Origin of the sequence: Paraburkholderia sp. SECH4 (assembly GCF_030511745.1) — a bacterium.
Classification (GTDB): domain Bacteria; phylum Pseudomonadota; class Gammaproteobacteria; order Burkholderiales; family Burkholderiaceae; genus Paraburkholderia; species Paraburkholderia madseniana.
On record NZ_JALOCP010000022.1, the window covers coordinates 102,560 to 115,426 of the forward strand.

Here is a 12,867-nt window from a genome sequence, read left to right on the forward strand (position 1 = left end):
TATCCATGAGATTGATTTTATATTTTATTTTAGATCAATTTGACGCATATCAGTCGCTCAGCGAGACTTTGCTTCATCGACCACCCCACCTACACCACGATGAGCGATTCCTCATATCAGACCGTCGACACGAGCGCCTTGTACCAGCGCGCGCAGTCCGACCGCGTCGCCCCGTCGCTGTACTACGACCCGGCGGTTTTCGAAACCGAACTCGAGCGCATTTTCTACAAAACGTGGATCTGGGTCGCGCACGAAAGCGAACTGCCGAATCCGGGCGACTTCCGCACCACCACGATCGGCCGCCAGCCGGTGATCGTGGTGCGCGACAAGAGCGGCGCCGTCAATGTGCTGCAGAACCGCTGCCGCCATCGCGGCGCAACGGTCTGCGAGCAGCACAAGGGCAATGCGAAAGGCTTCACGTGCCCGTATCACAGCTGGACCTATGGCCTCGACGGCGCATTGCGCGCACTGCCCTATGGCGACGGCTATGAAGGCGTGATCGACAAGACCGAGTTGCCGCTCGCCAGTTTGCGCGTGGGTATCTATCAAGGTCTGATCTTCGCGAGCTTCAATCAGGAGATCGAGCCGCTCGAAGATTTCCTCGGCGGCGCCAAGCCGTGGATCGACCTCTTCATGAAGCAAGGCGCGGGCTATCCGATCAAAGCCAACGGCGAACATCGCTTCCGCTTTAACGGTAACTGGAAAATCCAGCTCGAAAACACCACCGACCTGTATCACTTCCCGGTCGTCCACAAGTCGTGGATGAAATCGATCGACGACGAAACGGCCGCGGCGATCACGAGCTTCATGACCAGCGACGAAGCCTTCTGCCGCTCGCTCGGCAACGGCCATAGCCTCGCTGTGCTGGTGCCGGAACTCGTCGATCTTGACAAGGACGACGGTGCCCCCATTCCTGAGCGCTTCCAGGAACTCGCCGCCACGCTTGGCGAAAAGCACACGCCCGACGAAGTGCGCCGCATTGTGCGTTCACTGATGGGTGTCGGCTTCAACCTGAATCTGTTTCCGAACCTCGCACTCTCGATGGCATTTTTCCGCGTGCTGCGGCCCATTTCCGCGAACGAGACGGAAATCCGTCACGTCGCCCTGGCAATGGACGGTGGCCCCGACGAAGCGAACCGCGTGCGTCTGCGCATTCACGAACACTTCCAGGGCCCATTCGGTTTCGGCAGCCCGGACGACGCCGAAGCATGGGAACGCGTGCAGCGCGGCTCGCATGCCGGTCCCGATCTGCCGATCCTCGTGAACCGCGGCCTGAATCGCGAGAGCACCGCGCCGAACGGCGAAAAGACCGCACACGCTACCGACGAAACCGGGATGCGCGAAGCGTACGCGCAATGGCGCACGATGATGGAGCAAGCATGATGGATGACAGGAACACGCTGTTCTCGCAGCAGATCTTTGCCGGCGCGATCGAACTCATCTGGCGGGAAGCCGAATTGCTGGACCGCAGGGACTATCACGCGTGGCTTTCGTTGTGGGACCCGGCAGGCTTCTACGTGGTGCCGATCGATCACGACACCACCGACTTCGCCGCCACGCTCAACTACGCGTACGACGATCAGGACATGCGCGAAAAACGCGTGCAGCGCATGACGTCCGGCCATTCGGCCTCGGCGAGCGACGCCGCCCGCACCGTGCGCACGGTTTCGCGTTTCACGCTGACGAGCGATACGAGCGACGAGGTCGAGGTGAGTTCGGCGCAGGTCATCGTCGCGTACAAACGCGGCAAGTCGACCCTGTTCGCGGCGGATCTCACGCATCGCATCAGTTTCGCAAGCGGTGAGCCGCGCATCGTGCAGAAGGTGATCCGCCTGATCGATTCGACCGAGGCGCTCAGCGCGATCGGATTCCTGTTGTAATTGACGACGCTACCTGCGAGCACGACGATGCCAAACGACACGCTTTCTCCCACGGCCGTATCAGCCGCCACGCCAGCGGCGCCTGCGACCTCGCGGACACTGCGGCGAATCATCGTCGCCTCCGTGATCGGCAATGCGCTGGAGTGGTACGACTTTTTTCTGTACGGCACGGCAGCGGCCCTGATCTTCGGGCCGCTGTTCTTCCCGCTGCACGGCGATCCGCTGATGGGCACCCTTGCCGCGTTTGCAGGCTTTGCGATCGGCTTCCTGGCGCGGCCGCTGGGCGGCATCGTGTTCGGTCATATCGGCGACCGGCATGGCCGCAAACGCGCGCTCGTCGTGACGCTGATGATGATGGGCGTGGCGACCTTCGGCATCGGCCTGTTGCCGACGTTCTCGCAAATCGGCTTCCTCGCACCGATCGCGCTCATCTGTTTGCGGGTCGTGCAAGGCATTGCGTCCGGCGGCGAATGGGGCGGTGGCGTGCTGCTCATCAGCGAGAGCGCACCGGCGAATCGCCGTGGCTATTACGCATCGTTCAGTCAGTTGGGCGTGGCGGGCGGCTTCGTGCTGTCGGCGGCCGCGTTCTATCTGGTGCAGCGCCTGCCGGTGGAAAGCTTCATGTCCTGGGGTTGGCGCCTGCCGTTTCTCGCGAGCGTGTTGATCTTCGGCGTCGGTGTCTATATTCGCCGGAGCCTGCCGGAGAGCCGCGACTTTACCGGTGCCAAACCAAAGCACATGCCGGTGCTGACCGTGCTGCGCAATCACCCGAAGCAGGTCTTGCAGGCCATGGGGCTGCGTATCGCTGAAAACGGCGGCACGTATATCTTCCTCTCGTTCGTGCTGGTGTACGGCAAGACGATCGGTGTGCCTGTCTCGGTGATGCTCGGCGGCGTGATGCTCGCGATGCTGCTCGAACTCGCCACGATCGTTCTGTGGGGGCGGCTATCGGATGTGATCGGACGCCGGCCGGTGTATATGATCGGCGCGCTCGGCCTTGTCGTGATCGCATTTCCCGCGTTCTGGCTGATCGATACGCATGAACCGTTGCTCGTGTTCCTCTCGCTCGCATTGGGTTTGCCGTTCTGCCACGCCGCGATGATCGGCACACAGCCTGCGCTAATGGGTGAACTCTTTCCTACCGAGGTCCGCTATTCGGGCATGGCGCTAGGCCATGAAATCGCCTCTGTGTTTTCCGGCGGACTCGCGCCTCTGGTCGCGATCGCGCTGTATTCGAAGGTGCATGCGCCGTGGCCGGTCGCATTGATGCTGATCGGCTTCGGTCTCATCACCGCGATCACGCTCGTGACCATTCCGAAGAACATCAACACGACGCATGATTGAAACGCGATCAGCCGGCGGGAACGGCCATAATCGGCAGCGTAAAGCTGCATTGAAGCCCGCCCTGCCGCGCCGGTTTGGCCCAGATTTCGCCACCATGCCGCGTGACGATGTTTTTGCACAGCGACAAACCAATGCCGTTGCCACCCGCCTTCGACGAAGAGAACCCGTCGAACAGGCGGCCGTGCGCTTCGGCGGGCACGCCGGGGCCGTTGTCGATGACCTGCACGAGCGCGTATTTTCCACGCAGACTGGTGACGAGGCGCAATTCACCCCGCTTTGCAGCGACATGCGTGCATTCCGTCAGCGCCTCGATCGCGTTGAACGCCAGATTCAGCACAACCTGACCAATCAGCACGCGCTCGCAATACACCGGCAAGGCTTCCGGTGCCTGCTCGATCGTGACCGCAACCCCCGCGTCTCGCGCGCGCAATTCGATGAAGTACGCGACGTCCGCGATAACGTCACGCAGGTCCGCATGGGTCTCGCTCGGTTCCCGCTTGACGATGTAATCGCGCACGCTTTTGATGATCACCGCCGCATGCTCGGCCTGACGATCGGCGCTGCGCAGGCCCCACAACGCATCGTCGACGGGTCCCGGTTGCCCGAGCCGCAGAATCGCGCCCTCGATGAAATTGCGCACCGCGGCGAGCGGTTGACTCAACTCGTGTGCGATTGCGGTCGCCATTTCGCCCATCGCGTTGTAGCGCCCCGCGTATTCCAGCAGCCGCGCCTCGTTACGGCGCGCTTCTTCGACAGCGACTTCGTCCGTGATGTCGCGAAAGTGCAGCAGGCGCCCGTTGAGGTCGTCTTCGATCTCGATGCGTCTGCACGTGATGCGCAACCAGCCCGGCGTGCCGTCGCGGCGCGTGATGCGATAACGCTGCGGTGCCGAAGGCTGGATGCGCGGTGCTGCGGCGAGCTGTTCGAGCAGACGGTCGCGATCCGACTCGCTGCAATAGTCGAGCACGTCGCCCATTGGCGCGCCCTCTTCCAGACCCAGCACACGCCGTCCGGATTCGCTGACGAATTCCACTTCGCCCGCGGGCGTCAGCACGGCCACGCCCTCCCCCAGATCCTGCATGAACTCACGGAGCCGCGACTCGTAACGCCGCAGCGTTTGCTTGAGCGTGTCCTCGACGCTGATGTCGCGGAACTGCACCATCACCACCGCGCGCTCCTCCAGCGGCACGTAGGTTGCAATGGCTTCGGACAGCATATCGGCGCCCGTGCGCGAGCGGTAACACCACTCGTAGACCTGCGGGCCCTCGGTGATCGCACGGTCCATGGCCCCGACGCCGATCTCGCGCCGGTACTTCGGCACCGGGCGGGTCATGTCTTTCGCCTTGAGCGGCAGCATTTCTTCAAGCGTAAAACCCAGCGCCTCGCAAGCCGCGCGATTGGCCCACACGATCGCCTTCGTTTCGGCGTCGTGCAGCAGCACGCACAGCGTCAGCGCGTCGAGCAGGCGGTGGAAATCTTCTTCGGCGGGGAAATTCATCGGGCGAGGCTGCACAAAAGTTCGATCGCGTACGTGGAGGAACATAACACCAGTCGGCATGATTCGCGTCTGAAGATTTCTTTAGATACCCCCGGCGCGGTACCTAAAAACACCTCTCGCGTCCCAATTGAAGCGTTCTTTTTGCATTTCTAGACTGGCCTCACCCTGCACGCGCTGTCGCCGGCGTCTTTGCCCGCGACCAAAGCGTGCCTCGTGTTCCAGCCGATAACGAATCAAGGAGATGCCCCGCCATGTCAGACACCGCCATCGACACTGTTGCCGCCGTCGCAGAAGCCAGCCGCGATGCAACGCGTTTGCCGCTCGCCGACGTCATCGTCGAAATCGCCGCACGGCGCGAAGAGTTCGATCGCCTGTCGCATGTGCCGCGCGACGTCATCGTCAAACTCAAGCGTGCGGGCGTGTATCGCGCCGCAACGCCCAAGCGTTTTGGCGGCGATGCGCTCGCACCTACCGCGTTTCTCGACATGATCGAACGTATCGCGATAGCGGACGGCTCGGCGGCCTGGGTCGCGAGTTTCGGCTCGGCGAACGTGTATCTTGCGGCCTTGCCTCTGGCCACTCAGGCGCAGATCTACGCCGATGGTCCCGATCAGGTGTTCGCAGGCGGTCTGTTCCCGGTGCAAGCCGCTCAGCCTGCCGACGGTGGTTGGCGTGTAAACGGTACGTGGAAATTCGCGAGCGGCTGCAAGGGCGCGGATTGGCTCGGCGTCGGAATCGGTGCGGCCAGCTCAGGCTCGGGCGCCGCTGGTGCGCCCGGCAAACCACGCACCGCCGTGTTCCGCCCGCATCAGGTTGAGATCGTCGAGAACTGGGATGTGGTCGGCATGCAAGGTACCGGCAGCCACGATCTGCGCGTCACCGATCAGTTCGTCACCGACGACTGGACCTTCGTGCGGGGCGGCGAACCTTGCGTCGACGAACCGCTGTATCGCTATCCAACCATCGCCTACGCGGCGCAAGTGCTGGCCGTGGTCAACCTTGGCCTTGCACGCGCGGCGCTCGATGTCGCCAACCAGATGGCCGGCGGCCGCAAAACGACAACCGGCGCGCCGCAACTCGCCGACCGCGCGTACTACCGGATCGAATTGGCGAAAGCCGAAGCGCAATTGCGTTCAGCCCGCGCGTTCTTCTACGACACCACCGACGACGTCTGGCAATCGATCCTCGCCGGCAACCCCGTTACACCGGACCAGACCAGCCTGCTGCGGCTCGCCGCGACGCAGATCGCCCGCGAAGGCGCCGACGTCGTGCAGCGCGCTTACCGGCTCGGTGGCACGATGGCGATCTACCGCTCGCATCCGCTGCAGCGCCTGGTGCGCGACGCAATGGTGGTCACCCAGCACGCGTTCCTCGGCGAAGGCAACTTCGATGGCGCCGGTGCGGTGTTCGTCGGCGTGCCGCCGATTCCGGGCTACCTGTAAGCCATTTTCTGATTTTGCCGTTCAAACGATTTCATGGAGAACCACACGATGTCCGATAACCCGAAGCTGCCCTTGCGCGTTCTGTTCTGCTGCGGCGTGACGCAGAATTTCTTCGACTTGCCGCGCGAGAAGATCGGCGAAGTCTGGCAGGCTTACGGCAAGATGCTGGCGGCGGTCGAATCGATGGACGGCGTCAGCGTGCTCGGCATCATGGACGACGACCGCCTCACCGTCGGCAATGCTGACAACTCGCCGTGGACGTTCTACATCATGGCCGACGTGCGCGACTTCGATACCGCAGTGGCGGTGTGCAATCTGTATCGCACTACACCGGTCGGCGAATATAACCTGTGGCGCTACGGCAAGATCGAAGCGCGCGTTGGCCGCGCGCTGCAAGTGCCGCCGCAACACGACAACGCGGCTTGAGCGTGCCGGAGCATGATGCGATGAACGAGAACACGGATACGCTTGCCCGGTTGACCGAACGGCTTGTCGCGCTCGAAGCCGAATCCGCCGTGCGCTGCACGATGGCGCGCTATATGGCGCTCTGCGACGTGCCTTCGGGTGTGCTGGAAGGCGAGACGCTTGCGGCCCTCTTCGCTGCCGACGCGATCTGGGAAGGCATCGGCCCGCAGTACGCGAGCAAGTTCGGCCGCCTCACCGGTCACGCGGAAATTCTCGCGATGCTCACGCGCTACTTGCCGCCGTCGCCGCATTTCTCGGTCAACGTGCATTTCCTCACGTCGGAAACCATCGAGGTGCAGGGCGCAACCGCGAAAGGCCGTTGGATCATGCTGCAAGCGTCCGGCTACGTCGACGCGCAAGCCGAGTTGATCTCGGCGCGCCTCAATGTGGATTTCGCGCCCGCCGACAATGGTCGCGACTGGCTCATCACGCACTTTCGCACCGAGCGTCTTTTCGATGCGCCCTGGCAAGTCAATGCAAGGAAACCGAACCCATGAACGAATTTATCCAGACATTGTCGATAGGCGGCACGGGCCCCAGCATCGCGATCAAGGACACGATCGATATCGCCGGCTATGCGACCACAGCGGCGAGCCGCGCGTTGGCCGATAGACCCGCTGCACAGCAGCATGCGGAAGTCGTTGAACGCTTGCTCGATGCCGGCTGGCACATCGTCGGCAAGGCGAATATGCACGAGCTGGCATTCGGCATGACTGGCATCAACGATTACACCGGCACGCCGCAAAATCCCCAGGACGCCTCGCGTATTCCCGGCGGCTCGTCGAGCGGTTCAGCGGCCGCGGTTGGTTTGAAGCTTGCCGATGCCGCGCTTGGCACGGACACCGGTGGTTCGATTCGTGGCCCCGCTGCGTGTTGCGGCGTAATCGGTTTGAAGCCGACTTTTGGACGCGTCTCGCGGCGCGGCGTTGCACCGCGTGAATCGACGCTCGATTGTGTCGGACCGTTCGCGCGCGAGATGCAGATGATCGTTGCCGCGATGCAGGCGATTACCGCAGACTTCGACACACATGCGGCCCAAGCGGCACGAAGCGGCGCGTGGAACGTCGGTATCGTGCAAGTCGACGCAATGCCGGAAATCCTTAAAGCCGTTACGCGCGCGGCGGACCAGGCTGATTGCACCGCTCGCACGTTGGAACTTGCAGGGCTTGCCGCCGCCTTCGAAGCGGGCCTCGCGATCATCAACGTAGAAACTTTTCATGCGTTCGGTCATCTCGTGGCAACCGGCAAGCTCGGTGCCGATCTCGATGCACGGCTGCGCGCCGCTGCGAATACAACCGCGGCGCAATGCGAGGCGGCGGAGTCGGTACGTCGGCAATTCACAGCCGCTGTCGATCACGCGCTTGAAAGCGTGGATGTATTGATTCTGCCCACACTTCCCGCGCTGCCGATCACGCTCGACGAGGCACGCGGCGGCACGCCGGTCATCGCCATGTCGTCGTTGATCCGGCCGTTCAATCTGAGCGGCCATCCGGCATTGAGCTTGCCGTTGCCTATCGATGGCTCGCCGCTCAAGGCGGGCTTGCAGATCGTCGGACGCAAGGGGGCGGATGAGCAGGTGTGCGCGATTGCGGCGCGTTTCGAAGCCGCTCTTCTCACGGAGTAAAAGCAATGCAGAAAAGAGTCGTACTCGTCACTGGCGCCGCGCGCGGTCTTGGCGCCGCGATTGCCACGCGCTTTCACGCAGCGGGTTATGCGGTCGCCATCGGCGACATTGCGTTCGATGCCGCACAGGCTCTCGCCCGCGATCTGAGTGCCGACGGCTCGAGCGCCTTCGCACTGAATCTGGACGTCACCGCGAAGACCGCATTCGAATCCGCACGCGATGCGATCCTGCAACGCTGGGGCCGTATCGACGCACTGATCAACAACGCAGGCGCATCCAAAGTCGTACCCGTGATGGAGATCACCGCCGAGCAGTTCGATCAGGTGATCAACGTGAATCTGCGCAGCGTGCTGTTCGGCTGCCAGGTGTTCGGCCAGCATTTCGCCGACGCCGGCGCGGGCCGCATCGTCAATATTGCCTCGCTTGCGGGACAGAACGGCGGATCGGCCACCGGTGCGCACTATGCGGCAGCTAAAGGCGGCGTCATCACGTTGACCAAGGTGTTCGCGCGCGACCTCGGCACAGCGGGCGTAACCGTCAACGCGATTTCACCTGGGCCGATGGATCTGCCGATCGTGCACGAGAGCGTCGCGGCCGACAAACTGAAGGCGGTGATCGCCAACATTCCGGCGGGACGTCTGGGCTCAGCGGACTATGTCGCCGATGTCGCGGTCATGCTGGCTGCAGAGAACGCTTACTTTGCAAACGGCGCATGCTGGGACGTGAATGGCGGCTTATTCATGCGTTAGTGCCCGACGCGGCCACCTCCTGATCCCACACCGCCATCACGTCGCGCACCAGCATCGCGATGGACGCCGCGCCAAGTTTGTCTTTGATGCTCGCGCGATGCACGTCGACAGTCTTCACGCTGATGGACAGATCAGAGGCGATACGCTTGCTGCCCTTGCCGTCGATCACACCGCGCAGCACTTCTTTCTCGCGTGCCGTCAACGACGCCAGGCGCTTGCGTAACTCGCGCTGTTTCTGATCAGCGGCGTGACGTTGCGACGCAAGTTTCAACGCACGCTGCACGCGATCGAGCATCTGCTGCGAGTTATACGGTTTCTCGACGAAATCGATCGCGCCGTTCTGCAAAGCGCGCACCGACATCGGAATGTCGCCGTGACCGCTGACGAAAATGATCGGCAGCGTCGCACCTCGACGGTTCAACTCCGCTTGCACGTCGAAGCCGCTTTGCTCCGGCATGCGCACATCGAGCACAAGACACGCGGGCACGTCCGGATCAAACGCGCTAAGAAATTCACTAGCGTTGGCGAAACCCGCCGACTTCACGCCGACCGACTCGAGCAGCCATGCGAGCGAGGTGCGCATGCCGTTGTCGTCGTCGACGATATAGACGATCGGTGCGGGGGACAAAGCGGACTGAGGCTGCTGGGACATGGAGTCAGTGGAACGGTTCGGGATGGGTGCGATTCGAAGCGTCTTGCTGGCTCATGATAACCAGTGGAAAAAGCGCTGCAAAGCGATAATTACCCTGTAGCGCGGATTAAAGTCGCTCATACGCTGCACCGTGCCGACATGCATTGGGGAAACCTTTAGACGGACTGGGAAAGAGGCCTCTACGCGCACCGCTCGCGCTGATTTTTTTCCGTGCGTGGATTGATTACGCTTGAATCCAGATCCCTACCGCACCCCCCGGAACCCAGAACATGACGCCGAACCCACAAGCAACGCAAGCGACTCCTGTTGCCGACACCGAGCAGGCAGCCAGGCAGCAATTCCGTCAGGCCATGGCGCATCTATCCGCGGCCGTGAACGTCATCACGACCGCCGGTCCGCATGGACGCTGCGGCGTCACCGCGAGCGCCGTGTGCTCCGTCACTGATACGCCGCCCACGTTGCTTGTTTGCCTGAACCGCTCGAGCGCGATGCACGCTACTTTCGAACGCAACCGGCATGTCTGCATCAACGTACTGCCTGGCGAGCATGAACTGCTCGCGCGTCACTTCGCCGGCATGACGCAGGTGCCGATGGAGGAACGCTTTGGCTGGCCGATCTGGGACGACGGCACGCACGGTGTACCTGTTTTGCGCGACGCACTCGCGAGTCTGCAGGGCGAGATCGTCGATCTGAAGGAAGTGGGTTCGCACTCGGTCATGTTCGTCAAAACCACCTGCATCAGCGTGCGCACGGATGGTGATGGCTTGATCTATTTCGATCGCAATTTCCACCGCATCAAGCGCTCGGCATCGCATTGAGGTGCGACGGGAACGATTGAAACCAGCCGCGGCGCGTGGCCTGCTTAAATTACGCCCGCGCTATCGGTATCGAACTGAAACTGCGGCACCGCCGCGACGGCTTCAACGAAACAGTCGATCAGATTAAGGGAATGGGCCGTTGGCGCTGGGTGTGGGTTGTCTCGATGTCGCCAATCCGAATACTTTGTTCTTTGGCAGCACGGGTGGTCCTACGGCAGAAGTTCTGAATTCCTCTTTTGCCTGCGCGGCGCTCATTGTCAGTGTTCTTAGGGCTTTGGCCTTTCCTTGATCTGGCTTTGGTGCCTTTCCTTGCATTGTTAGTGGTCTATTAGTGTTGCCCCTGTGCGGGGCGGCACCTACTTCTCTTTGCCGGCTGCAAAGAGAAGTAGGCAAGAGAAAGCAGCTCAAACCGCTAATGCTAAGTGGGGCCCGTGGTCTGCCATGGGTAGTGGTGCATCTGGAATCCGTGTTCTCGCACATTCCGCGTTAGTGACAAGGGGCTCATCAGCTCCCACTCCGCACTGCGTGCGTCGCGGACGGGTCTGCATGGGAAACCACAGGCTTCGGTTCAAGTCTGCAGGGGGCCGTCGGCTTCGCCTCGGCGACGTGCTCCTGCATTCGCCCGAGAACCCCCACTTCAAATGATACGTCGGTGCCCCTCAATCACGGTCACAGCTGCGGCGGTGCAAGGGCGAGCCACGGCCCGGTGGCGAGGCGTAGACGTTAAAACGTAGCGGGTGGTTTTATGAACTGCTCTTCGGCGCGCGCAGCGCCGCCGGAAGTATGACGCCCTTGTCACTGGCGTATGCAGGGGCACGAACCCAGATTCCAGATGCACCACTACCCGCAGCAGACCACGGTGCCCACTTAGCATTAGCGGTTTGAGCTGCTTTCTCTTGCCTACTTCTCTTTGCAGCCGGCAAAGAGAAGTAGGTGCCGCCCCGCACAGGGGCAACGCTAATAGACCACTAACAAAACAAGGAAAGGCCAAAGCCCCAAGAACACTGACAAAAGCGCCGAGCAGGCACAAAAACCCCTACCGCATCGCCCGAAGCCACGCATACCAGGCGTCCATTCCTTCACCGCTCTGCGCCGACACCCGCAAAATCTCAATCCCAGGATTGACCTTCCGGGCATAGCCAATACACTGCTCGACATCAAACCGCAAATACGGCAACAGATCGATCTTGTTCAACAACAACAACGAACAAGCCCGAAACATATGCGGATACTTGATCGGCTTATCCTCGCCTTCCGTGACGGAAAGAATCAACACCTTGGCCCCTTCCCCAAGATCGAACAACGCGGGACACACCAGGTTGCCGACATTCTCGATCATCACAACCGAATGCATCGGCGGATCGAGCTGCGTCAGTGCTCGCGACGCCATCTCCGCATCCAGATGACATCCCGTGCCGGTGTTGATCTGAACCACACGTGCTCCCGTTGCGCGAATCCGCTCGGCGTCGTTGAGCGTCGCCTGATCGCCTTCGATCACCGTGAGCGGCAACGTCTCGCCAAGATCGTGGATCGTGCGCTCGAGCAATGTAGTCTTGCCCGCACCCGGTGAACTCATCAGATTCAGCGCGAGAATCGATCGCCCCGCCAGCCAGCCGCGATTGCGTTCGGCCAGCAATTGATTCTTCGCCAGAATGTCCTGTTCCAAAGTGATTGACGTGACGTGCTCGCTCCCATGGTTGTGCGGGTGACCATGCGTGTGGGTATGACCGTGCGCGTGGTCGCCGTCATGTGAATGCTCATGCGGATGTGAATGCGCGAGGACACCGTCGTGCGAATGTTCATGTTCGTGATGGTGCGGATGCTGCGAGTCGTGTGAATGTGGCTGGCCGTGCACGTGCGAGTGGATCTGCGGATGCAGGTGTGCATGGCCCTGCTCATTTCCACTCACTCGCCGATACGACGGTTCACGCGTGCCGACTACCGCGCCTTCTCGCGTAGCTTGCGATTGCGATTCCGCTTCCGCCTGCGCCGCCTCCTCCGCATCCAGATCGGTCACCGCCGCGCCCTGCGTATTCGAGCATCCGCATGTCGTACACATCACACCACCTCCATCTGCCGGATCTTCAACTGCTGGCCCGAAATCAGTTCGAGATTGTCGCTCCCGCATTCGCACTGCCCGAACGGCACATCGATGTCGAGCGTCTCGCCGCACGCGAGGCAACGTGCCTGCCCAGGCATCTCGATGATTTCCAGGGTCGCGCCCTCCACCGCCGTGTCCTTCGCGCAGACGTCGAAGCAAAACCGGATCGCGTCCGGCATCACCGCCGACAATCGCCCGATCTCCAACGTCACCCTTCTCACGCGCGCGCCGTTGGCCTGTTCCGCACAAATCTCGACGACGCTGTTGGCAATGCTCAACTCATGCATGGCGCAC

The 12,867-nt window shown here is 61.8% G+C and carries 13 protein-coding genes; 9 read left to right on the forward strand and 4 right to left on the reverse strand.

The window, feature by feature from the left end:
- Positions 1-99 precede the first annotated feature (99 nt).
- Genes M0D67_RS26285 through M0D67_RS26295 form a run of 3 tightly spaced genes read left to right on the forward strand, consistent with a single transcriptional unit; the run spans position 100 to position 3,224 of the window.
- Complete coding sequence (locus tag M0D67_RS26285; RefSeq protein ID WP_154560755.1) at positions 100-1,383, forward strand: Rieske 2Fe-2S domain-containing protein; 1,284 nt, start codon at positions 100-102, stop codon at positions 1,381-1,383.
- Complete coding sequence (locus M0D67_RS26290) at positions 1,380-1,880, forward strand: aromatic-ring-hydroxylating dioxygenase subunit beta (RefSeq protein WP_266240337.1); 501 nt, start codon at positions 1,380-1,382, stop codon at positions 1,878-1,880. The genes M0D67_RS26285 and M0D67_RS26290 overlap by 4 nt, the downstream gene beginning before the upstream one ends.
- A gap of 27 nt (positions 1,881-1,907) precedes the next feature.
- On the forward strand, positions 1,908-3,224 hold the full coding sequence (locus M0D67_RS26295) for an MFS transporter (protein ID WP_266240338.1): 1,317 nt from the start codon (positions 1,908-1,910) through the stop codon (positions 3,222-3,224).
- Positions 3,225-3,231: 7 nt separating this feature from the next.
- On the opposite strand, the gene M0D67_RS26300 is transcribed toward M0D67_RS26295, so the two are convergent.
- Positions 3,232-4,722, reverse strand: coding sequence for an ATP-binding protein (locus M0D67_RS26300; protein WP_154560752.1), 1,491 nt, complete (start codon positions 4,720-4,722; stop codon positions 3,232-3,234).
- Positions 4,723-4,973: 251 nt separating this feature from the next.
- On the opposite strand from M0D67_RS26300, the gene M0D67_RS26305 reads away from it, so the two are divergent.
- Genes M0D67_RS26305 through M0D67_RS26325 form a run of 5 tightly spaced genes read left to right on the forward strand, consistent with a single transcriptional unit; the run spans position 4,974 to position 9,002 of the window.
- Entirely contained in the window at positions 4,974-6,164 is a 1,191-nt protein-coding gene (locus M0D67_RS26305) for an acyl-CoA dehydrogenase family protein (RefSeq protein WP_266240339.1), read from the forward strand.
- 48 nt (positions 6,165-6,212) lie between these two features.
- Positions 6,213-6,590 (forward strand): hypothetical protein, encoded by a 378-nt coding sequence (locus M0D67_RS26310; RefSeq protein WP_266240340.1) that lies wholly within the window; start codon positions 6,213-6,215, stop codon positions 6,588-6,590.
- Positions 6,591-6,610: 20 nt separating this feature from the next.
- The gene (locus tag M0D67_RS26315; protein ID WP_266240341.1) at positions 6,611-7,126 is read left to right on the forward strand and encodes a nuclear transport factor 2 family protein; all 516 of its coding nucleotides are present in this window, start codon (positions 6,611-6,613) and stop codon (positions 7,124-7,126) included.
- Positions 7,123-8,253 (forward strand): amidase, encoded by a 1,131-nt coding sequence (locus M0D67_RS26320; protein WP_171927282.1) that lies wholly within the window; start codon positions 7,123-7,125, stop codon positions 8,251-8,253. Before M0D67_RS26315 ends, M0D67_RS26320 begins: the two co-directional genes overlap by 4 nt.
- A gap of 5 nt (positions 8,254-8,258) precedes the next feature.
- Complete coding sequence (locus M0D67_RS26325; protein WP_266240342.1) at positions 8,259-9,002, forward strand: SDR family NAD(P)-dependent oxidoreductase; 744 nt, start codon at positions 8,259-8,261, stop codon at positions 9,000-9,002.
- On the opposite strand, the gene M0D67_RS26330 is transcribed toward M0D67_RS26325, so the two are convergent.
- Positions 8,992-9,654, reverse strand: a complete 663-nt coding sequence (locus tag M0D67_RS26330) for a response regulator transcription factor (RefSeq protein WP_171927280.1) — start codon at positions 9,652-9,654, stop codon at positions 8,992-8,994. The genes M0D67_RS26325 and M0D67_RS26330 overlap by 11 nt on opposite strands.
- A 269-nt stretch (positions 9,655-9,923) precedes the next feature.
- Here M0D67_RS26330 and hpaC point away from each other — a divergent pair, with 269 nt between their 5' ends.
- Positions 9,924-10,472 (forward strand): 4-hydroxyphenylacetate 3-monooxygenase, reductase component, encoded by a 549-nt coding sequence (hpaC, locus tag M0D67_RS26335; RefSeq protein WP_266240343.1) that lies wholly within the window; start codon positions 9,924-9,926, stop codon positions 10,470-10,472.
- 1,036 nt (positions 10,473-11,508) lie between these two features.
- Here the strand turns inward: hpaC and hypB are convergent.
- Positions 11,509-12,531, reverse strand: coding sequence for a hydrogenase nickel incorporation protein HypB (hypB, locus tag M0D67_RS26340; RefSeq protein WP_171929108.1), 1,023 nt, complete (start codon positions 12,529-12,531; stop codon positions 11,509-11,511).
- Positions 12,531-12,860, reverse strand: coding sequence for a hydrogenase maturation nickel metallochaperone HypA (hypA, locus tag M0D67_RS26345; RefSeq protein ID WP_097392783.1), 330 nt, complete (start codon positions 12,858-12,860; stop codon positions 12,531-12,533). The genes hypB and hypA overlap by 1 nt, the downstream gene beginning before the upstream one ends.
- Positions 12,861-12,867: the final 7 nt, after the last annotated feature.